We start from the raw sequence: 21,260 nt of genomic DNA on the forward strand, positions 1-21,260 counted from the left end.
CCGCATCCCTGATCGATTACGTGCGCATCTGCGACCCTCACAGCCTGGAGGACGTGGCGTCAGTCGCCCAGTCGGCGCTGATGGCGCTGGCCGTCAAGGTGGGGGCGGCGCGCCTGATCGACAACGCGCTTTTGACGCCGACCTGACCGACTGATCCCAATCAAGGTTTGCCCCTAAGAGGACGACAAGTGGGCCATCACCCGATGCATTACCCAGAGGGCTGACCGCAAAGGCCCGCAGCGGAAATCTTACGGGCATTTTACCACCAAGGAGTGAACGATGAGCAATGAACAATTCTTTTTTACCTCCGAGTCGGTGACCGAGGGCCACCCCGACAAGGTTGCCGACGCGATCTCGGATGCCGTCCTGGATGCCATCATGGCCCAGGACCGCAGCTGCCGCGTGGCCTGTGACACCATGGTTACCACCGGCCTGGCCTTCATCGCCGGTGAAATCACCACCGAGTGCTACGTGGACATGCCCCAGATCGTGCGTGACACCATCCGCGATATCGGCTACTGCTCCTCCCAGATGGGCTTCGACTACCAGACCTGCTCGGTGATCACCAGCATCGACCACCAGTCGCCGGACATCGCCCAGGGGGTCAATGTCGGCCAAGGGCTCTACAAAGACCAGGGCGCCGGCGACCAGGGGTTGATGTTCGGCTTCGCATCGGATGAAACCCCCGAGCTGATGCCCATGCCCATCATGTACGCCCACAAGCTCTCGCGGCGGCTGGCGGTGGTGCGCAAAAACGGGGCGCTTGACTTCCTGCGTCCCGACGGCAAGACTCAGGTGACCATCGAGTACGAAAACGGCTCCCCCAAACGGGTGGATGCCGTCGTGGTGTCCGCCCAGCACAAGCCGGACGTGACCTACGAAGACCTCCGCGAGGCCATCATCGAAGAGGTCATTAAGAAGGTCATTCCGGCCAAGATGACCGACGGCGACACCAAGTACTTCATCAACCCCACCGGCCGTTTCGTCATCGGCGGCCCCATGGGCGACTGCGGCCTGACCGGTCGCAAGATCATCGTGGACACCTACGGCGGCCAGGGCAGCCACGGCGGCGGGTGCTTTTCCGGCAAGGACCCCTCCAAGGTGGATCGCAGCGCCTCTTACATGGGGCGCCATATCGCCAAGAACATCGTCGCCGCCGGGATTGCCAAGAAATGTGAAGTCCAGATCGCTTACGCCATCGGGGTCGCCGAACCGATCTCGATCATGGTCGACCTGATGGGCACCGGCAAAATTCCCAAGTGCCGCGTCAAAGAGATCGTGCGCGAGGTTTTCGATCTGCGGCCGGCGGCCATCATCGAATACCTCGACCTGCTGCGCCCCATCTACCGCAAGACCTCGGCCTACGGCCATTTCGGCCGCACCGAACCCGAATTTTCATGGGAGCAAACCAACATGGCGGAGACCATCAGGGAGAAAGCCGGGCTCTGATTTTCTTCTCATCCAGGCGACGGAGGCGGCGGGGCGGTTTGCGGACCGCCCCGGTTTTTTAATCCTCGTCGGACGACAACCAAAGACGATTTGAAAAGGAGAACCGCAAGATGCCGATCGCACCTGCCGATATACCCCGCAACCAAATCCTGGCGCTTGATCTCAGCCTGCCTTACAAGGTGGCCGATCTTTCCCTGGCCGAGCTGGGCGCGCGGGAAATGAAACTATCCGAAAAAGAGATGCCGGGGCTGATGGCCGTGCGCCAAAAATACGGCGCCCGGCAGCCCCTGGCCGGTATGAAGGTCATGGGCAGCCTCCACATGACCATCCAGACCGCCATGCTGATCGAAACCCTCAAAGTGTTGGGGGCCGATATCCGCTGGGCGACCTGCAACATCTTCTCCACCCAGGATCACGCCGCCGCGGCCGTGGCGCGCTCCGGGGCCGCGGCGGTCTTCGCCTGGAAAGGCGAGACCCTGGAGGAGTTCTGGTGGTGCACCGAGCAGGCCCTCACCTGGCCGGACGGCAGTGGGCCGGACCTGATCGTAGACGACGGCGGGGACGCCACCCTCTACGTTCACCAGGGGGTGGCGGTTGAAAAGGACCCCGGCCTGCTAGAAAAATCCTACGAGAGCGAGGACATGAAGTGCCTGATGGCCCGTCTGGCCCTCAGCCATGCCCAGGACCCCGGCCGCTGGACGCGGGTCGCCGCCCGGATCCGGGGAGTTTCCGAGGAAACCACCACCGGGGTGCATCGCCTCTACCACCTGGCCAACCAGAAGGCCCTGCTCTTTCCGGCGATCAACGTCAACGACGCCGTGACCAAGTCCAAATTCGACAATCTCTACGGCTGCCGCGAGTCCCTGGCCGACGGCCTCAAGCGCGCCACCGACGTGATGATCGCCGGCAAGGTGGTGGTGGTCTGCGGCTACGGTGATGTGGGCAAGGGCTGCGCCCAGTCCATGCGGGGCTTCGGTGCCCGGGTGATCGTGACCGAAATCGACCCCATCTGCGCCCTGCAGGCCGCCATGGAGGGCTACGAGGTCATGCCCATGGAGGACGCCGTGGAGCGCGGCGATATTTTCGTCACCGCCACCGGCTGCATCAACGTCATCACCGGCGCGCACATGGAGGCGATGAAGGACGAGGCCATCGTCTGCAATATCGGGCATTTCGACAACGAAATCGAGATGAGCTACCTCTACCGGAACAGCGCCTGCCGCAAGACCCCGATCAAACCCCAGGTGGACCGCTGGACTCTGGCATCCGGGCGTTCCATTATCGTGCTGGCCGAAGGCCGCCTGGTCAACCTGGGCTGCGCCACCGGGCACCCCAGTTTCGTCATGAGCAACAGCTTCACCAACCAGTGTCTGGCCCAGATCGAGCTGGCCAGCAAGGACCTGGAAAAGCGGGTCTACACGCTGCCCAAAAAGCTCGACGAGGAAGTGGCGCGGCTGCACCTGGAGCGGATCGGGGTCCGTTTGGACCGGCTGTCCCGGGAGCAGGCGGATTATCTGGGGGTCTCGGTCGAAGGCCCCTATAAACCCGACTATTATCGCTATTAAATTTTTTCAGGGTCGCGGTAAGAAATAATTCCAAAACATTGCGACGGATTTTGGTTCGTCATCAAGGCGCATCCGTCGGCGCATATCGAGATATGTGCCGGCGGATGAAACGCCGAGGACGGGCCAAAAGACAAGCAAGATGTGGAGTTATTTTTTGCCGAGGCCCTCAGACCCGGCCGCCGCTCCAGCGCAGCTTGGCCTTCAGTATGTCGAAATAGTTCTGTCCGGGCAGGGTGATCATCCGGACGGGGTGGCAGCCCTTGGTGACGATGATCCTGTCGTTGCCGTCGATGTCGAGGCCGGCCTGGCCGTCAAAGGTCAGCATGATATCCGCCGAGTCGGCGTCCAACTGAAGCATGATGCAGACCTCTTCCGGGACGATCACCGGCCGGTTGGTGAGGGTGAAGGGGCAGATCGGCGTAATCAGGATGCCGGGAACCGCCGGGTGGACCACCGGGCCGCCCGCCGCCAGGGAATAGGCGGTGGAGCCGGTGGGGGTCGAGATGATCAGACCGTCAGCGCGGAAGGTGGTGAGGTAATGATCGTCGATGGAGGTCCGGATGTTGGCCAGGCGCGCCAGTGCGCCCTTGTTGATCACGATGTCGTTTAGGACCGTTTCGCGAATCACCTCCTTGCCCTGGCGCAGCACGCGCACCAGCAGGCGCATGCGCGACTGGGTTGAAAAGGGCTCCGCGAGAATCCGATCGGCCGCGTTGAACAGGTCGTCCTCGGTTATCTCGGCCAGAAAACCGACTTCTCCCAGTTTTACCCCCAGAATCGGGATGGGCTGATCCCCGATCCACCGCACGGCGCTTAAGAAAGTGCCGTCGCCGCCCAGCACGAAAACGCAGAAAAGATCCGCCGGCGCCGGGGGGGCGGCGCCTTCGGAAATCCGCCGGTTGATCGGCAGGGTGCTCTCCTTGCGGACCACCGTACACCCCCGAAATTTGAGCCACTCCTCGAAGGCATCCGCCTTCCTGCCGGCCTCCGGGTCATTTTTGACCACCAAACCGATCCGCTTCGCCAACCGTACCGCCTTCCTGTTGCGGGCTGCCAATTCAGGGTTGAAAATCGCCGTGCCTGCCCGTCGGCAACAGCTCAGAAGTCTATGCGCTGATGAACGCCGGCAACAAGATTTCAATTATAAGGATAATTTCAAAACGGCAAGGGGTTTTTGGAAAGATCCCAAAATTCTTTTGACTTGACGAGGTTACGCTGAATCTCTATAAAAAACTCATTTTACGTGAGCGGAATTTTCTTGAAGCGATAAAAGGTCAAAAATCCGAAAGTTTTGTAAAAGGGTCAAGTTGCGGCGCGTAAATCTCGCGGATTAAAGGACTACTTATCTGCGCCTTAGGGGACCCAGAGATACTGCGCAAGGCGGAAATTGCCCTTTTTATCGTTATTGCCATCAATGTTTGGTTCTTAAACCGTCAATCAGGAGGGAGGAGATTATGTTAAAACGTCATTCTCGTGTTTTGGCAATATCAATTGCAGGCATGCTGGCCATTACCCTTGTTGTCGCATGTTCGCAAAAGGAAGAAACTGTGGTCGTTCAAAAAGAAGAAGTCAAGCCGGTTAAAATTGCCGTAGTGGGACCCCACAGCGGTGACTTGGCTTCTTATGGAATTCCCACCGTGCGTGCGGCCGAGTTAGTAATGGAACGGCGCAATGCCCTATGCGGTGTCAACGGCCGATCCATTGAGTTGGTAGTGGAAGATGATGTCTGCAAGCCTGAAATAGCCACCAGTTCGGCTACCAAGGTCGCCGGCGAAGGCGTCCATGCCGTATTGGGCCACATCTGTTCGGGCGCCACCAAGGCTGCCTTGGGAATCTACAAAGACACAAACCTCGTGGCCATGTCGCCGTCAGCCACCAACCCGGCCCTTACCCAGAGCGGCGACTATCCCAATTTCTTCCGCACAATTGCCTCGGATGATGCCCAGGCAAAGCTGGAAGTGGAATTTGCCTTAGGCGTTTTGAAAGTCTCAAAGATTGCCGTGCTGCACGACAAGGGCGATTACGGCAAAGGATTGGCCGAATTTGCCAAAGGCTTCATCGAAGCCGATTCGCGCGGTGAAGTGGTCTTATACGAAGGCGTTACTCCCGGAGCTGTGGATTACTCCGCGGTGGTCAATAAGATCGACCAGTCCGGTGCTGAAGCTGTCATATTTGGCGGCTATCATCCAGAAGCCTCTAAAATTGTCTCTCAAATGCGCAAAAAAGGCATGACCACCATTTTTATTTCCGATGATGGTGTTAAGGACGATACCTTTATCAAAGTGGCCGGCGAATATGCCGAAGGCGTTTATGCCACCGGTCCTATGGACACCACCAATAACCCCCTTGCCATCGAAGCCGTCGAAGCCCACAAGAAAAAGTATGGCGAGGATCCGGGCGCCTTCTTTCTGAATGCTTATGCGGCTGCTCAAGCCCTGATCAACGCGGTGGAAAAATCCTGCTCCACCGATTATAACGACATCGTCAACGTGCTGCGCAACGAGTGGGTAGCCACACCGCTGGGAATTATCAAGTTTGATGAGCGTGGGGACGCCATTGGTGTGGGTTTTGCCATGTATCAGGTCAAAAATGGTGCCTATGAAGAAGTAATATAAGCCAATGCGGCGAATTAATTGGGGAACGGGCGCACCGCCGCCTGTTCCCTAATTTTTACCGGACGGTTTCAGTCATGGCTGAAAAGGGTGAGATGAGTCGATGAACATTGATTATTTCTTTCAAATGTTTTTAGGCGGTTTGACCCGCGGCAGCATCTACGCTCTGATCGCCTTGGGATACACCATGGTCTACGGCATCATTCAGCTGATCAACTTCGCCCATGGTGAAATCTACATGATTGGCGCCTTCACCGGCCTGATCGTGGCCGGCCTGATGACTTTATCGGGTTGGAACAGTCTATCCATCTTGGTGATCGCCTCCATGGCCGCCGTGGTCTATGCTTCCGCCTACGGCTGGACCATGGAAAAAATCGCCTACAAGCCTTTGCGCAAGGCCCCCCGCTTATCGGCTCTGATCAGCGCCATTGGCATGTCGCTGTTTTTGCAAAACTACGTTCTGCTAGCCCAAACCTCCGACTTTTTGCCCTTTCCCAATTTGATTCCTGAGTTTAAATTTCTCAAGCCCGTCGAGCATATCGTGCGCTCATCGGAGATTGTCATCTATGTCACCACCGCCGTGGTTATGGTTCTGCTGACAGTGATGATTAAGTTCACCCGCATGGGCAAGGCTATGCGTGCCACCTCCCAGGATCAGGAGATGGCCATGCTGGTAGGGGTGGATGTCAACCGAGTGATCTCGACCACATTTGTAGTCGGATCGGCAACCGCAGCCCTGGGTGGTATCCTGATCGCTTCGCACATCGGCCAGATCAACTTCTACATCGGTTTTATTGCCGGCATAAAAGCCTTTGTGGCCGCGGTTCTGGGCGGTATCGGTAGCATGCCCGGTGCCGTTCTGGGCAGCCTGGTGCTGGGCTGGACCGAGAGCTTTTTTACCGGCTACATCTCCAGCGACTATGAGGATGTCTTTGCCTTCCTCTTTTTGGTCTTTATTTTGATTTTTCGACCATCTGGAATCTTGGGCCGCAAGGAGACCGATAAGGTATGAAGCGATCCCAAACACCTGACTCTCCGAAAAGCCAAGTGCTTGGAGTGCGTCCTCACGCCAGTGCCGGGGCCGTATCGCCATTGAACTGGGATGAGTTGAAAAAATCAGTGCTGGCTGCCATCTGGTTTATGTTCCTGACCTTCCCGATAATGGCTATCCGCGTCAATACCATCTATAAAACCATTGAATGGCGCTGGTCCCGGGTAGCTATGGTGGGCATCGGCGTCTTTTTTCTCTCCTATCTCTGGCGCTACCTTATCCGCCGCAAGGAGGCCGGCCGCAAGCAACGCGAAAGTGGAGAGACCACTTCTTTAAGCCTTAGCCAAAAAATCATCAAAAATCCGCGATTGGCAAGACCTGCCATTCTCGCAGTGGCCATTTTCTTTTTGATCTTCCCCCAGGTTTTTTCTCTTTATCAAATCGATATCATGACCACCGCCCTGATCTATGTGGTGGTGGCTTTGGGATTGAACATCGTGGTGGGTCTGGCCGGATTGTTGGACCTGGGTTACGTCGCTTTTTATGCCGTAGGCGCATACTCCTATGCCCTGCTAAATTATCATTTCGGGATCGGATTCTGGCTGGCTCTGCCAATCGGAGGGGCCATGGGTTTCATTTTCGGTATCATCCTCGGTTTTCCCGTGTTGCGGTTGCGGGGTGACTACCTGGCCATTGTGACCCTGGGTTTCGGAGAAATCATTCGACTGGTCCTGGAAAACTGGAATGAATTCTCCTTTGGCCCTAGCGGAATTGCCAATATCCCCCGCCCGGGATTCTTTGGTATGCAGTTCAGCCTTCACCAGAACCATATTTTTATCTACTACCTGATGATCGGCCTGAGCCTGTTTACCATCTTTGTGGTGCGCCGCCTGCAGGATTCGCGTATCGGCCGCGCCTGGATGGCTTTAAGGGAGGACGAAGTCGCCTGCCAGGCCATGGGCATCAACAAAACCCGAACTAAACTAAGCGCATTCGCCTTGGGTGCGACTTGGGCCGGCATGGGTGGGGTGATGTTTGCCGCCAAGACCACTTTCATCAACCCGGCCAGTTTCACCATTTGGGAATCGGTAATCATACTATGCTGCGTGGTGCTGGGTGGAATGGGTTCCATCGTGGGGGTTATCTGCGGGGCCTTCGCCCTAAAATTGCTGCCCGAATATTTCCGTGCTTTTTCCGAATACCGCATGCTGGCTTTTGGCTTGGTGCTGGTACTGATGATGGTTTTTCGGCCAGGTGGATTGATCAGCAACGTACGACGGGTTTACAAGTTCGAGGGTACCAACCCAATTCATGGAAAGTAATAATCCCATGCAGACTGTTTTGGAAGTCTCCCAACTCACCATGGATTTCGGTGGCCTTCGGGCCCTGGACCAAGTCGACCTGGTGGTTAACAAAGGTGAAATCGTAGCTCTAATCGGTCCCAACGGTGCCGGCAAAACCACCTTGTTCAACTGCATCACCGGCATCTATAACCCCACCTGCGGTCAGATAACTCTCACCACACCGGGAACGGGCGAAACTTGCCGGCTTAATGGTCTTAAACCGGATCAGATCACGGCCAAGGGAATGGCGCGCACCTTCCAGAACATTCGCCTCTTCCAAAACATGACCGTCTTGGAAAACGTCATGATTGGTCGTCATTGCCGCCTGCACACCGGCATCCCGGGAGCCATCTTCCGTCCGCCCCAAGCGCGCAAAGAAGAAAAACAAGTGATTGTTGACAGCTATCGCATTCTGGAGAAGTTTGGTCTGGCCGCCTTTGTCAATGAGTTCGCCAAAAACCTGCCATACGGCGCCCAGCGCCGCCTGGAGATCGCCCGAGCCATGGCCACAGAACCCTTTTTGCTGCTGCTGGACGAACCGGCCGCCGGCATGAACGCCCAGGAGACCAGGGAACTTGATTTTCTTATAGAGCAGTTGCGCAACAAGGAAAAAATATCGATCCTGCTCATTGAACACGACATGAAACTGGTCATGCGCCTTTGTGATCTAATCTATGTAGTCGACTACGGCAAAAAGATCGCTGCTGGTACGCCTCGGGAAATCAGCCGCAACCCCGAAGTGATCAAGGCCTACCTTGGAGAAGAGGTTGATGCTTAAACTGAATGAAATCCATACCTATTACGGCAATATCCAAGCCCTCAAAGGAGTTACCCTTGAAATTTCGGAAGGTGAAATCGTGACCTTGATCGGTGCTAACGGCGCTGGTAAATCAACCACTTTGATGTCCATCTGCGGCGTTGTTCCGCCGCGCCGAGGGGAAATTCTTTTTGGAGAAAAACCTATCCATGACATGGCCCCCAACGACATTGTCGCCTTGGGCATCTGTCAGGTGCCCGAGGGGCGGCGGATCTTTCCGTTTCTGACCGTTTTAGAAAACCTTGACATGGGAGCCTTCCTGCGCAAGGACAACGCAAAAATCAAATCCGACTTGGACTATGTCCTCCAACTGTTTCCCATTCTGGCCGAGCGCCGCAACCAGGCCGGCGGCACCCTGAGCGGCGGGGAGCAGCAGATGCTGGCCATTTCCCGGGCGCTGATGGCTCGTCCCCGGCTGCTGTTGCTGGACGAGCCCTCCCTGGGTCTGGCCCCCCTGGTGGTGCGCCAGATTTTCGAGATCATAGGGAAAATCAACCAGGAGCAGAGAACCACCATCTTCCTGGTGGAGCAAAACGCCAACCTGGCCCTGAAGGTCGCTCACCGGGGCTATGTCATGGAAAACGGCCGGATCACCCTGGCCGATGCGGCCGCCAGCCTTTTGGCCAATGAAGCGGTCAGAAAAGCCTACCTCGGTATTTAGGGCCTCGGTAAAAAATAATTCCACAATCTTGCTTGTCTTTTGGCCCGTCACCGGCGTTGCATCCGCCGACACATATCGCGATATGCGTCGACGAATGCGCCTTGGTGACGAACCAAAATCCGGCGCCATCTTGTGGAATTATTCTTTACCGCGACCCTTAGCGCCGCCCGTCGGGTTGATTGGACACTCCCCCGCATGACCTCTCTTTGGTTTTACATTCTGCTGGCGCTCGTCGCCGGGGCCTGCCTGCCCACCCAGGCCGGGATCAACGCCCAGCTCAACCGCTGGACCCTCTCCCCGGTGTGGACCGCCGCGATCTCCTTCGCCGTGGGCACGGCCGCCCTGATCGTTTATGGCCTCCTGACCCGCGGGCCCCTGACGCTGCAAGGGCTTTCCGCCGGGACCCCCTGGTGGGTCTGGACCGGCGGGTTTCTGGGGGCCTTCTTCGTCTCGGCCACCGTGGTTCTGGCCCCGGCATTAGGGGCAGCCGCCATGGTGGCGCTGATTATCGCCGGCCAGATGCTGGTTTCCCTGGGACTCGATCATTTCGGCCTGCTGGGCTACCAGCCCCATCCGCTGACCCCCTGGCGGCTGGTCGGTGCGGCCCTGATCGTCGCCGGCGTGGTCCTGGTGCGGCGCTTCTAAACCCTTCCAAGGAGTTTTCAGGTCAACAGAAAGTAGACTGCCCCGACCGCCGCCAGGCTCAGGACGCGGAACCCCTGGCCCAGCAGCAGGAGCTGGACCCCCATGACCGGCGCAAAGATCCCCATGTAGTGCGGCAGTTGGTGGCGCAGGGCCCGGATCGGGAAGGCCACCAGGTTGCCGATCAAAAGCGCCAGGACCGTCTGCCGGGTGGTGAGCACGCCGGCCTCCAGCAGCGCGCCGGCAGCGGCAAAGCCCGAGGTGAACTCCGCGGCGAAGCTCAGGACCACCACCGAGAGCGCCTCCATCGGGATGAATGTCGTGACCACGTAGCGGGTCAGCCAGGCGCGGGCCTGGTCGAAAAGGCCGGCGCTGCCGGCCAGAAAAACGGCGATGTAGATGGGCACCACGTAAAGCGCCACACGGGTCAGGCGCAGCGGGAACTTGCGTCGGATGGCCGGCCAGATGTCCTCCCGCCGGCTGATGGGTGGCGGCCGGCGCTTGTCCCCGGCGGGGGATGCCATTTCCACCGGGGGGGCCGGGAGCCTGAAATGGCCGTAGGCCAGCAGGAGGAGCGTTCGCCCGAGGGCCGCCAGAAAGGTGAGCAGGAAGTAAAGCGCCCCGGCCCGTCCGGTCAGGGGGATGACGATGAAAAAAGTGGTGGGCAGGTGCAGAAAGAAGGCCGGAAACTGGTTGACCAGGTTGGTCAGAAAAAGCTGGCGGCGGGAGATCCGGCCCTCCTTGAAGAATTCCCAAAGCATGGCGTTGGCGGCCACCCCGGAGAAAAAGGCGGTGGTGAAGGTCGCGCTGCAGTGCGGGCCCAGCCGGCCGAAGCGGAAAAGAGGGCCGGCAAGAACCGCCAGGTAGCGGGTCCAACCGGCGGCCTCGATGAGCTGGCCGGCTACCAGGCCGGCCCCGATAAAGCCCAGCAGCCGGATCAGGGGCCACAGCAGCCGGCGGGCAAGGTGGGTCACAGTCAGCCCATCGATGGTCAGCAGACCTCCGGCCAGCATCAGCGCGGAGACCGCCAGGGATATGGTCAGCGCCCGGTAGGGGATGCCGCCCTTACGCCGACTCATTTCCCCTCGGGCGCTTGGCGATGATCAGGGTCAAATAGTGGGGCGGCATCTCGGCCAGCGCACGGATGTCGCGCACGATCTCCTGGTCGTCGTGGCCGCAGTTGCGGACGCCGAAGCTGTTGGGGAGCATGCCGGCCTCCTCGATGGCCCCCGCGATGCCCCGCACGTTGCGGTAGGACTTCAAAAAGACCACATTTTCGGGTGTGATCGTCAGCTGCCGCAGACGGTCGCCGCCCTTGACCCCCGACATGATCAAGAGCGCCTCCTCGCCCTCCACCAGGGGCACGTTGAGGGCGGCGGCGGCCGCTTGGTAGGAGGTGATCCCGGGCACGGTTTCCACCGGGACATGGGGGGCGGCGGCCCGGACGTATTTCAGGGTGTAGCCGAAGGTGGAATAGGTCAGGGGGTCGCCCAGGGTGAGAAAGGCCACGTCGCGACCGGCGTCCAGTTCGGTGATCAGGGTTTGTGCGTTGGCCTGCCAGGCGGTGCGCAGGGCCGCCCGGTCGCGGGTCATCGGGTAGGGCAGGCGCCGCACGGCGGTCCCGGGGGGGATGTGCGGCCGGGCGATCTCGACCGCGATGCTGTGGTTGTTCTTGGCGGATGCGGCCGTGAAGATCACATCCACCCGGCCCAGGATGCGGGCCGCTTTGAAGGTCAAAAGATCCGGGTCGCCGGGGCCGACGCCGATGCCGTATAGCGTGCCGGTGGGTGGGGTCATGGGGCTGCCTCTGCTGTGCTCGGGTTGAAGCGCTGCCGCGCCGCGGTTGGGGTTGACGATGGGCCTTCAGTGCGGGTCGAGCCCCGCGGCGCGCAAAATGGCCGCCGCCGACGGCTCGAAGACCGACGGGTAGAGGATTCTTCCGATGGCCGCGATGCCCAGCAGCAGCCGCGGCGTGGGGCGCGCCACGATGGTTTCGTCCACCAGGAAAACCGCATTTTCACGCACCGCCTTGAGGACCGCAAAGCCGGGCGTTGCGGTGATGGTCTCCCGGCTGACGGGGTTCATCACCCCCTGCTGGGCCAGGTAGAAGTCCAACTCGGCGGCATGCGACAGGACCCGTTCCGTGCCGTAAGCCGCGATGTTGGTGTCCCGGACGGGGGGCGCGTCGGCGGCCAGATTGATGCCGCCGGCGGTTTCCAGGGCGAAGATCGGCATGGAATCGGGGGAAAAGGTCTTCATCTTGCTGTGGATCGCCTCGAAGAAAACCCGTTTGGGGGTCTCCACCCGGTCCGCGAGGCCGGCAAAGGCCGCCACCGCCTGGCGAAAGCGCTCCGTCAGGGCGGCGGCCTGGGCCTTGCGGCCGCCGAGCACCCCGAGAATCTCCCAGTAGGCGTACATCTCCTGGATGGTGCCGGGCTGCAGCGAGACCACCGCGATCCCGCTTTTCTCCAGGCGCTCCATCAACGGGCGGTAGCCGCGGTCGATCATCGGCCGCACCAGGACGAGATCCGGCCGGGCCGCCAGAAACTTTTCGGGGTCGTCGTGGTAGGAGAACACCGGCTTGCGCCGGGCCGCGGGGGGGTGCGACTCGTGACGCGTGACGCCGATGATTTCGCGATCCAAGCCGAGCGCAAACAGGTTCTCGGTGTGGGCCCCGTAAAGGGAGATGATCCGTCCGAAAGGCTGTCTCACCACCCGCTGCCGGCCGCCCTGGTCGGTGATCCGGTTGCCGTCGGTCAGACCGAAGTCGGCCGCCCTCCCGGGCAAGGCCCCGGCCCAGCTGCCGGCGGCGACAATCAGCAGAAGGATGGCGGCTGGTTTCATGCGGCAGCCTTTCGGAAAGCGACCTGATGGGCGCCGGTAAATGCGTCGAAGGAAACCTTGGCGCTGACTCCGAAAACCTCCCCCAGGGTCTCCGCCCGCAACACCTCCCCGGTAGGGCCGTGGGCGACAACCCCGCCGGCCTTCATGAACACCAGACGGTCGCAGAAAGCGGCCGCCTGGTTGACGTTCTGGAAGACCGCGATCACGGTTTTGCCCGCCGTTCGCACCGCACCGGCGGTCAGGGCCAAGAGGTCCAGACAGTGGCCGATGTCGAGGTTGGAGGTGGCCTCATCCAGCAGCAATACCCGTGTGTCCTGGGCCAGGGCGCGGGCGAAGACCACCCGCTGGCGCTCGCCGCCGCTGAGCTCGGTGACCAAGGCGCCGCGCAGGGGCCAGATGCCGGTTGCTACCATGATCTCGCGGACCCGCTGGTGGTCCCCGGCCGAGGGCGCGGCAAAGCGCGGGATGAAAGGGTAGCGGCCCATCATGACGATTTCCTGGGCGGTGAAGGGAAAGTTGATGTAAAAATCCTGCGGTACCAGGGCGATTTCGGCGGCCAGGGCGCGGCGCGAATAGCCGTGGAGCGGCCTGCCGCGGTAGCGGATGGCGCCCGCAGCCGGGCGCCGGTGGCCGGCGAGAAGGTCCAGTAAGGTGGTCTTGCCGCAGCCGTTGGGTCCCAGAATGCCGTAAAAATGGCCCGCCGCCAGCGAAAGCGACACCCCCTGCAGGACGGGCCGGCGGGCGTAGGCGAACGCCACGGATTCGACTTCAAAGCTCATCGGCGGCTGCCCCGCATGGTCTGGCGCTTGCGGAAGACGTAGCAGAAAAACGGCCCCCCGATCAGCGCGGTCAAGACCCCGATGGGGATCTCGGTGGGCAGCAGGGCCCGGGTGGTGGTGTCGGCGCCCAGCAGCAGGATGGCCCCCGCCAGCAGGGAGACTGGAATCAGGCGGCGGTTGTCGGGGCCGGTCAGGGCACGCATCATGTGCGGCACCAGGAGCCCCACGAAGCCGATAATCCCGGAGACCGAGACACACACCGCCGAGACCAGGGACGCACTGACGATCAGCACCAGCGTGACCCGGCGCGTGTCCACCCCCAGAGAGCCGGCCGCGCGCTCGCCCATGGCCATCAGGTTGAGGTCGCGCGCAAAAAAGACAAAGACCGCCAGCCCCAGGCAGACGCAGACGAGGGTGAGGGCCACGTCCGTCCAGGTGCGGGAGGCGAAGCTGCCCATCAGCCAGAAAATGATCACGGCCACCTGCTCGTCGGCCACATACTTGAGAAAGCTGATGCCCGCCGAAAGGATCGCTGCCACCACGATTCCCGAAAGGATCAGGTTGTTGGAGGAGAGCCCGCCGGCCGCCGCGGACAGATAGACCACCACCGCCAGGGTGCCCGCGGCCCCGATGAAGGCGCACAGCGGCACCGAGTAGACCCCCAAAAAGTCAATGCCCAGCAGCAGGGCCAGCGCGGCGCCGAACGCCGCGCCGGCGGAGACCCCCAGGGTGTAGGGGTCCGCCAGGGGGTTGAGCAGGACGCCCTGGTAGACCGCCCCGGCCACGGCCAGCCCGCCGCCCACGATGGCCGCGGTCAGGATGCGGGGCAGGCGAACCTCCCACACCACCACGGGGTGGACCGGGTCCAGCGCCGCTGCAATTTCCGGCATCCCCGCGGTTTTGGCCGCCAGGATCCGGGCCACCTCGCCAATTCCAAGGTGGATATAGCCCAGCCCCGCAGACGCCAGGATAAGAATCCCCAGCAGGAGGGTCAGCAGCAACATCTGCAGGCCGGTGGAGCGTTGCACGCGGTTTTTGAAGTTGGGTTCCATCATCCTCTGGCAATGGCCCTCGGCAGCACTCTGGTCACCTGCCATAAACGGGTGCCGGGGGCCAGCGCCTGACGGTCTCCCCGGCACCCCGGTGCGGCAGTGGTTGCCTGCCGGGCAATTCCGCTGCCGGCCAGCGGAGCGTTGGGCGGCAATGGACCGGGACCCTGCGGCTACTCCAGCGGGATGCCGTTATCCCGGGCGGCATCCCGGATGTGCGCCACGAAAATCTGCGCAAATTGATCATTGGATCCCAGACCTTCCAGCACGGGCTCGACACTGAAACCCTTTCCGCTGAGAATCGTTTTCCAGGAGTCCGGCTCGTCGCTTGCCATGTCGTTCATGGCGTGATCCCCGGCCACGATCATAAGCGGTTTGAGGACGATTTTGCCGCTCTCAAAGTGCGACAGATAGCGGGCGACGTCATCGATTCCGGGAAACCCTTCCACGGCACCGATGTAGGTGACCACATCGGGATACATCTCGCGCATTTTTTTCTGGGCCTCGCCGTAAATGCCGGTGGACCAGTGTTCGTTGCCGTGTCCCATGTAGACCAGCATGGCCCCTTGCTTGCGGGCCAGTTCCACGTCCGCGGCCAGGGTTTTAAGGGCCTTTTCCATGTCCTCGTGGTAGCTGTAGCGGTCGCCGGGCATGCCCAGCGCCGGGCGGCCCATCACGATTTTGTCAAAGGGCTGCCATTTGGCCTTCATGGTGCGGATGCCGGCCAGGGCGCGCACATGGGCGGCCAGGTCGTGGGACTGCTCCATGAAAAAGATGTGGGTTGGCTGGACGATGATGCTGCGGTAGCCCTCCTCCATGAGCTCCCCCACCGTGGCGATGATGTTCTTGACGTAGAGGATCTCGGCGGGGATGCCCTGGTTGAGCCATTTTGCGGATTCGGCCTGGCGCTCCCGCCAGACCGCGCGGATGATGTTGGAGGTGAAGGTGATTTTGACCGGAACCCCGGGAAACGCCTTCTGGACCTCGTCCTGAATGTTGACGATCGCCGTGACTGCCGAAGGCACCGTGGTGCCGAAATTGGCCAGAACGATCGCCGTTTTTGATTTTACGCCCTCGGTCGGGCCGTGGTCGGCGGCGGCAGCGGGCGAGACGGTCAGAATGAACAGCAGAAAAGAGGATCCAAAAGCCATCAGGGCATTTTTCAACATTCCATCACTCCTTTACGGGTTGGCAATCTAAAGAAAGCGGTTGGTTGCGCCAGCCGCCGCCGAAGGGCGGTCGTCCTTAAAAAAACCTCCTGCCGGGGCACGTTGGCGCTCGGTTGTGGATCTTTTTTCCGGCACCTCCTTTCCATCGAGAGACCGGTCCCGCTGGGAGTTTTGCCAAGCCCAAACAAAAGCCCTTCAAGCCGATTTACGGCATGAAGGGCTGCACCCGTTTCACTTGACCCTCATTTCTGGCCGTTGGTTCTGTATCCGCGCAGCAAAACGGCCGATGACAAGGCAGGTCTTCTGGCTTACGGATCAACCGAGCACCCGCGCCTTCCCGTCTGAAGGGTTCCAGACAGTGGCATGTTGCGGGTGTCGTCCCCGATTACAGCAGCGGGACCGCTCCCGAATTTCACGGGATTCCCTATTAAGCCTTTACGGCACCTTGATTTTCCCCTCTAAACGATCGGCGGAAGTTTGTCAAGCAAGCTGCGGCGATTTGTGCCCCCTGGACACCGGGCAGGGCCAGTCGGTGCTTGCACCCAGGGCCTGAAGCAGGTCGATCGCCCGGGGGATGTGGCGGCCGACGGTGTCCACCCCGTGGGAGTCGTCGCCGGGGACGAGGGCGATGCCCATGGCGTGCGCGGCCTGCAGGATGGGGGCGGCGATATAGGGCTCGGTGGCGCCTTTGACCAGGGCGCGCACGTTGAAGTCCAGGATCAGGCCCAGATCCCGGATGCAGGCCAGGTTGCGCCGGATGCGGGTTCGGATCTCGGGCCGCTCCAGGCGCGCGCGGTAGTCCGGGTCGTAGACCCGCACCAGGTCGAAGTGGCCCACCACCGCCGGCTTGAGGGCTTGAATCATCTCCAGCTGCAGGTCGAAATAGCGGATGTAAAGGGCGTCCAACCCCCCCACGGCGTGGGCGGCCCGGGTGTAGGCCTCCGGGGAAAAATCGAAGTTGTGGTCGGCCACATGGTGCACCGAGCCCACCAGGTAATCCGGTGCGAAAGCGGCCGCCAGTTCGCGGGCGTAGGCGACGGCGCCGCTGTAGGTTTCGGTTTCCATCCCGACGAAGACCGTCATCCGGCCGGCGAAGGCGGCCTGCAGGCGGCGGCCGGTGGCGATATAGCGGGCGAAGCGCTCCCGCAGGGCCCGGGCGTCCAGACCGGCTGCGATCTCGTCCGGGTAGCGAAAGCGGTCCTCGGTCGGGGGCATGTGTTCGGTGATTCCGACCCAGGCGAAGCCCTGGGCGGCGTACGCCTCCAGGATGGCCTCGAGGCTGTCGCTGGCATGCTGGCAGAATTCACCGCTGTGGCCGCCGTGGACCGATACCAGGGCTGGGGGGGTGCCGGTGGTCATCGCGAACTCCTTTCGGGTGGGGTGGCATCGGCCCCGTTATAGTCGATCACCCCTGCCGGGGCAAATCGTTCCTTAAACCGGCCGCCGCGGCTGGAAAATCCGGGAGAAATGGTTATCATAACGACTGTGAATGCGGTGGACTGTTACCGACTTGTTTTTCTTACCCATTTCGACTAATGAATACGACAGGTGGTTGACGCCGCGCCGGATTGCAACGGCGCGTTTCGGCCGATCGCTGCTTGCCTCTATGAAAGACGAGCTGCCGTGACCTATCGAAACCTCGAAGACAGCATGGGCACCGTGCGGGTGCCGGTTGATGCCTATTACGGGGCCCAGACCCAGCGGGCAGTGGAAAATTTTCCCATCAGCGGCGCCCGTTTTGCGCCGGCCCTGATCCACGCCCTGGCACTGGTCAAACGCGCCGCTGCCCAGGTCAACACCGACCTCGGGCTTCTGGACGGCGCTGTCGCGGGCGCCATCGCCGCCGCCGCCCAGGAGGTTATCAACGGCCGCTGGGCAGACCAGTTCGTGGTGGATGTTTTCCAGACCGGCTCGGGGACCTCCACCAACATGAACATGAACGAGGTGCTGGCCGCCCGGGCCAACGAAATATTGACCGGGCGCCGGGACCCCAAGCAGCCGGTGCACCCCAACGACCACGTCAACCTGGGCCAGTCCAGCAACGACGTGATCCCCTCCATGGTTCACGTCGCGGCCCTGGGGATGCTGCAGCGGGAACTGCTGCCGGCGTTGGCGGGCCTTCACGGCGCCCTGGAAGCCAAGGCCGGGGCCTTTGCCGACGTTGCCAAGATCGGCCGCACCCACCTCCAGGACGCGGTCCCGATGACTCTCGGGCAGGTGTTTTCCGGTTTTGCCCGTCAGGTGGCGCTGGGCCAGGCGCGGCTGGCGGGTGTCACCGACCGCCTGGCGGAGCTGGCCCTGGGGGGAACCGCGGTGGGCACCGGGGTCAACACCCACCCGGAATTTGCCGGACGCGTGATCACTGAAATCGCGGCCCAAACGGAGTTGCCTCTGCGGGAGGCCGGCAACCATTTCGAGGCCCAGGCCGCCCGGGACGCCGCGGTGGAAACCAGCGGCGCCCTCAAGACCCTGGCGGTCAGCCTGACCAAGATCGCCAACGACCTGCGCTGGCTCTCCTCCGGGCCCCGCTGCGGGATCGGTGAAATCACCCTGCCGGCGCTCCAGCCGGGCTCCTCGATCATGCCGGGCAAGGTCAACCCGGTGATCCCCGAGGTGGTGTTGCAGGTGGCGGCCCAGGTCATCGGCAACGACGCGGCCATCACCATCGGCGGCCAGTCCGGCAATTTCGAGCTCAACGTGATGATGCCCGTCGTGGCCCACAACCTGCTGCAGTCCCTGCAGCTTTTAACATCCGCGGTGCGGGTCCTGGACCAAAAATGCGTTGCCGGCATCCAGGCCAACCGCGAGCGCGCCGCCGGCTTCATCGCCCAGAGCCTCGCCCTGGCCACCAGCCTGGTGCCCCACATCGGCTACGATGCCGCGGCGGCGGTGGCCAAGCGCGCCCATGCCAGCGGCAGGACGGTGGAAGCCGTGGTGCGTGCCGAAGGCCTGCTCCCCGAGGAACAGATCGACCAGATTTTTCGAAACCCTTTCACCCAAGGAGGAAACCCATGAGCGCCAAAAACAAGACTTTCAAGATCCAAACCTCATGTCCCCAGTGCGGCTGCAGCGCCGTCTCCCACCTCTCCCCCGAGGAGATCCGGGAGCGCTTCGGCGACGTGCCTAACGTGGAAATGGAGTGCTCCGAGTGCATGCTCAAGTACAGCACCCCTATGGAGGACGCCTGCCCGGAATGGGACAAGGAGTGCAAGCTCAAGAAGTGACCCCGGCCGTAAACCCCTGACGGCGGCAACGTGCACCGGCCCGCGGTCCCGGCGCTGCCACTGTTTTTACGAGACCGCACCAGGATCGGGATGAAACCTGCAAACGCCCCACCGCTTTCCCAGGCCTATACCGGCTGGTCGCGCCTGAAACTCTTTCTGGCCCTTTCACGCACCCCCCACGGGTTGATCGACATGACCACCCCGGCTTTCGCGGCGCTGCTGTGGTTGGGGGCTTTTCCGCCGTTTTCGGTTACGGTGCTGGGGCTGATCACCGCCTTTGCCGGGTACACGGCGGTCTACGCGCTCAACGACGTCATCGACTACCGGGCGGACCGCGAAAAGGCCCTTAAGGGCGGTTTCTGCAGCGCCGGCGCGGACCTGGACGCGGTCATGATTCGCCACCCGATGGCCTGCGGGTTCCTGAGTTTCCGCGAAGGACTGCTCTGGGCGCTGGCTTGGGCGGCGCTGGCGCTGGCCGGGGCCTATCTGCTCAACCCGGTGTGCGTGGCGGTCTTTTTGGCCGGCAGCCTGCTGGAGGCGATCTACTGCCTGCTGTGGCGCGTAACCCACCTGCGCACCCTGGTCAGCGGCGCCGTCAAGACCTCGGGGGCCGTGGCGGCGGTTTTCGCCGTGGACCCCCGGCCGGCGCCGATGTTTGTGGCGGCGCTGTTCGTGTGTCTTTTCTTCTGGGAAATCGGGGGCCAGAACGTGCCCAACGACTGGACCGATATCGAGGAGGACCGGCGCTTCAAGGCCAAAACCATTCCGGTGCGCTTCGGGACCGCCCGCGCCAACGGCATTATCCTGGTCTCCCTGGGGATTGCCGTCGGGGTCAGCCTGATCCTCTTCTTCCTGTCCCAGGCCCGCTTCGGGCTGCCATTCGTGGGGCTGGTGCTTTTAATCGGCGGCTACCTGCTGCTGCTGCCGGCCTACTGCCTTTACCGCACCCCCACCCGCGCCGGCGCCATGGTGCTCTTCAACCGCGCCAGTTACTATCCCGTGGCCCTGCTGCTGGTGGTCCTGCTCAAACTCATCACAACCGCCTAATTCTGGAGGAACGCCCCCATGAAGGAGTTTACGGCCGAGGAGTTGGCCCGCTTTAACGGTGAAAACGATGCCCCCACCTACGTCGCTTACAAGGGCAAGGTCTACGACATCAGCGGCAGCAAGATGTGGCGCAGTGGGCTGCACATGAAGCGCCACCGGGCCGGGGCCGACCTGTCCACCGATATCCAGGCCGCCCCTCACCAGCCCGACGTGCTGGAGCGCTTCCCCCAGGTCGGGGTGCTGCTGGTTGAGAGCGGGCCCGGGCCGGAGGTCGAGGTCCCGGAGAAACTGGCGCGTCTCCTGAAGCGCTTTCCCATGTTGCGACGCCACCCGCACCCCATGACGGTGCACTTCCCCATCGTGTTCGTTTTCGCCACCGCGTTTTTCACCCTGCTTTACCTGCTCACCGGCGTGCCCTCCTTCGAGGCCACCGCCCTGCACTGCCTCTGGCTGGGGATCCCCTTCACCATGGTGGCGATTTCCACCGGGCTCTACACCTGGTGGCTGAACTATCTCTCGGCTCCCATGCGCGCGGTCACCATCAAAAAACGGCTCTCGCTGAGCCTGCTGACCCTGATGGGGATCCTCTTCGTCTGGCGCATGGCCGACCCCGCGGTCATCACCCCGGTCAGCGGCGCGGGCTACCTGTACCTGCTGCTGGTGCTGGTGATGTTTCTGATGGTCTGTGTGATCGGCTGGTTCGGGGCGGAGCTGACCTTCCCCATCGAACGCGACTGAGGCGGGCAGACCGCCTTTCCGTGGAAATAGGCGGGCCGGCCTGCGGACCGGATTCCCGTAAGTTTGCGATAGTGTCACTATGTTAAGGGCTACCTTCAAATATCGGTTCTGGGCCATAACGGTTTGCCTGCTGGCACTTGGTCTGTCCATGGTGGTCCCCGAGCCGCCGGCGGCAGAGAGCTTGGACAACTCCGGAACCGCCTCCCCAGAGATCCTTTTTTCCTCGGTATCGACCAGCGCGTCGTCCGCCAATCTGGCCAGCTACAAACGAACCCGGCTCCACGGTATCGACGGCCTTTTGGCTGTTCTGCCCAGAAAGTGCGCCAACCT

The 21,260-nt window shown here is 61.6% G+C and carries 21 protein-coding genes and 1 riboswitch; of the genes, 13 read left to right on the top strand and 8 right to left on the bottom strand.

Annotated features, from left to right (window positions below; all coding sequences use genetic code 11):
- The first annotated feature begins 20 nt into the window (after positions 1–20).
- The 3 genes from LJE63_01525 (at position 21) to ahcY (ending at position 3,014) form a co-directional block, all read left to right on the top strand.
- Positions 21–146, top strand: coding sequence for a hypothetical protein (locus LJE63_01525; protein ID MCG6905276.1), 126 nt, complete (start codon positions 21–23; stop codon positions 144–146).
- A 133-nt stretch (positions 147–279) separates the two neighbouring features.
- Positions 280–1,449, top strand: a complete 1,170-nt coding sequence (metK, locus tag LJE63_01530) for a methionine adenosyltransferase (GenBank protein ID MCG6905277.1) — start codon at positions 280–282, stop codon at positions 1,447–1,449.
- A 110-nt stretch (positions 1,450–1,559) separates the two neighbouring features.
- Positions 1,560–3,014, top strand: a complete 1,455-nt coding sequence (ahcY, locus tag LJE63_01535; GenBank protein ID MCG6905278.1) for an adenosylhomocysteinase — start codon at positions 1,560–1,562, stop codon at positions 3,012–3,014.
- 166 nt (positions 3,015–3,180) lie between these two features.
- On the opposite strand, the gene LJE63_01540 is transcribed toward ahcY, so the two are convergent.
- Complete coding sequence (locus LJE63_01540; GenBank protein MCG6905279.1) at positions 3,181–4,041, bottom strand: NAD(+)/NADH kinase; 861 nt, start codon at positions 4,039–4,041, stop codon at positions 3,181–3,183.
- A gap of 427 nt (positions 4,042–4,468) precedes the next feature.
- Between LJE63_01540 and LJE63_01545 the strand changes: the two genes are divergently transcribed.
- The 6 genes from LJE63_01545 to LJE63_01570 all read left to right on the top strand — a co-directional run bounded on the left by LJE63_01545 (position 4,469) and on the right by LJE63_01570 (position 10,083).
- Positions 4,469–5,629 (top strand): branched-chain amino acid ABC transporter substrate-binding protein, encoded by a 1,161-nt coding sequence (locus LJE63_01545; GenBank protein ID MCG6905280.1) that lies wholly within the window; start codon positions 4,469–4,471, stop codon positions 5,627–5,629.
- A 100-nt stretch (positions 5,630–5,729) separates the two neighbouring features.
- Positions 5,730–6,638, top strand: coding sequence for a branched-chain amino acid ABC transporter permease LivH (locus LJE63_01550; GenBank protein ID MCG6905281.1), 909 nt, complete (start codon positions 5,730–5,732; stop codon positions 6,636–6,638).
- The gene (gene livM / locus LJE63_01555; protein ID MCG6905282.1) at positions 6,635–7,939 is read left to right on the top strand and encodes a high-affinity branched-chain amino acid ABC transporter permease LivM; all 1,305 of its coding nucleotides are present in this window, start codon (positions 6,635–6,637) and stop codon (positions 7,937–7,939) included. The genes LJE63_01550 and livM overlap by 4 nt, the downstream gene beginning before the upstream one ends.
- A gap of 7 nt (positions 7,940–7,946) precedes the next feature.
- Positions 7,947–8,738 carry an ABC transporter ATP-binding protein gene (locus tag LJE63_01560; GenBank protein ID MCG6905283.1) on the top strand — a complete coding sequence of 264 codons (792 nt, stop codon included), beginning with the start codon at positions 7,947–7,949 and terminating at the stop codon, positions 8,736–8,738.
- Entirely contained in the window at positions 8,731–9,438 is a 708-nt protein-coding gene (locus tag LJE63_01565; GenBank protein ID MCG6905284.1) for an ABC transporter ATP-binding protein, read from the top strand. Before LJE63_01560 ends, LJE63_01565 begins: the two co-directional genes overlap by 8 nt.
- Before the next feature lie 195 nt (positions 9,439–9,633).
- On the top strand, positions 9,634–10,083 hold the full coding sequence (locus LJE63_01570) for a DMT family transporter (GenBank protein ID MCG6905285.1): 450 nt from the start codon (positions 9,634–9,636) through the stop codon (positions 10,081–10,083).
- Between the two features lie 17 nt (positions 10,084–10,100).
- Here LJE63_01570 and LJE63_01575 read toward each other — a convergent pair whose 3' ends face one another.
- The 7 genes from LJE63_01575 to LJE63_01605 all read right to left on the bottom strand — a co-directional run bounded on the left by LJE63_01575 (position 10,101) and on the right by LJE63_01605 (position 17,280).
- Positions 10,101–11,159, bottom strand: coding sequence for a nucleoside recognition protein (locus LJE63_01575; GenBank protein MCG6905286.1), 1,059 nt, complete (start codon positions 11,157–11,159; stop codon positions 10,101–10,103).
- Positions 11,146–11,877, bottom strand: a complete 732-nt coding sequence (gene cobI, locus LJE63_01580; protein ID MCG6905287.1) for a precorrin-2 C(20)-methyltransferase — start codon at positions 11,875–11,877, stop codon at positions 11,146–11,148. The genes LJE63_01575 and cobI overlap by 14 nt, the downstream gene beginning before the upstream one ends.
- A 66-nt stretch (positions 11,878–11,943) precedes the next feature.
- Entirely contained in the window at positions 11,944–12,924 is a 981-nt protein-coding gene (locus LJE63_01585) for an ABC transporter substrate-binding protein (GenBank protein MCG6905288.1), read from the bottom strand.
- A complete protein-coding gene (locus LJE63_01590; GenBank protein ID MCG6905289.1) occupies positions 12,921–13,703 on the bottom strand; it encodes an ABC transporter ATP-binding protein in 783 nt (260 codons plus the stop codon). Before LJE63_01590 ends, LJE63_01585 begins: the two co-directional genes overlap by 4 nt.
- On the bottom strand, positions 13,700–14,758 hold the full coding sequence (locus tag LJE63_01595; GenBank protein ID MCG6905290.1) for an iron ABC transporter permease: 1,059 nt from the start codon (positions 14,756–14,758) through the stop codon (positions 13,700–13,702). Before LJE63_01595 ends, LJE63_01590 begins: the two co-directional genes overlap by 4 nt.
- 167 nt (positions 14,759–14,925) lie before the next feature.
- Complete coding sequence (locus LJE63_01600) at positions 14,926–15,921, bottom strand: sirohydrochlorin cobaltochelatase (protein ID MCG6905291.1); 996 nt, start codon at positions 15,919–15,921, stop codon at positions 14,926–14,928.
- Positions 15,922–16,196: 275 nt separating this feature from the next.
- Positions 16,197–16,384, bottom strand: a riboswitch (cobalamin riboswitch).
- Positions 16,385–16,401: 17 nt separating this feature from the next.
- A complete protein-coding gene (locus LJE63_01605; GenBank protein MCG6905292.1) occupies positions 16,402–17,280 on the bottom strand; it encodes a histidinol-phosphatase in 879 nt (292 codons plus the stop codon).
- Between the two features lie 264 nt (positions 17,281–17,544).
- On the opposite strand from LJE63_01605, the gene LJE63_01610 reads away from it, so the two are divergent.
- The 4 genes from LJE63_01610 to LJE63_01625 all read left to right on the top strand — a co-directional run bounded on the left by LJE63_01610 (position 17,545) and on the right by LJE63_01625 (position 20,930).
- Entirely contained in the window at positions 17,545–18,936 is a 1,392-nt protein-coding gene (locus tag LJE63_01610; GenBank protein MCG6905293.1) for a class II fumarate hydratase, read from the top strand.
- On the top strand, positions 18,933–19,145 hold the full coding sequence (locus LJE63_01615) for a hypothetical protein (GenBank protein MCG6905294.1): 213 nt from the start codon (positions 18,933–18,935) through the stop codon (positions 19,143–19,145). The genes LJE63_01610 and LJE63_01615 overlap by 4 nt, the downstream gene beginning before the upstream one ends.
- Positions 19,146–19,235: 90 nt before the next feature.
- Positions 19,236–20,192 carry a UbiA family prenyltransferase gene (locus LJE63_01620; GenBank protein MCG6905295.1) on the top strand — a complete coding sequence of 319 codons (957 nt, stop codon included), beginning with the start codon at positions 19,236–19,238 and terminating at the stop codon, positions 20,190–20,192.
- An 18-nt stretch (positions 20,193–20,210) separates the two neighbouring features.
- Positions 20,211–20,930 carry a hypothetical protein gene (locus tag LJE63_01625; protein MCG6905296.1) on the top strand — a complete coding sequence of 240 codons (720 nt, stop codon included), beginning with the start codon at positions 20,211–20,213 and terminating at the stop codon, positions 20,928–20,930.
- Positions 20,931–21,260: the final 330 nt, after the last annotated feature.

The sequence above is a fragment of the Desulfobacteraceae bacterium genome (genome assembly GCA_022340425.1).
Lineage (GTDB): Bacteria > Desulfobacterota > Desulfobacteria > Desulfobacterales > JAABRJ01 > JAABRJ01.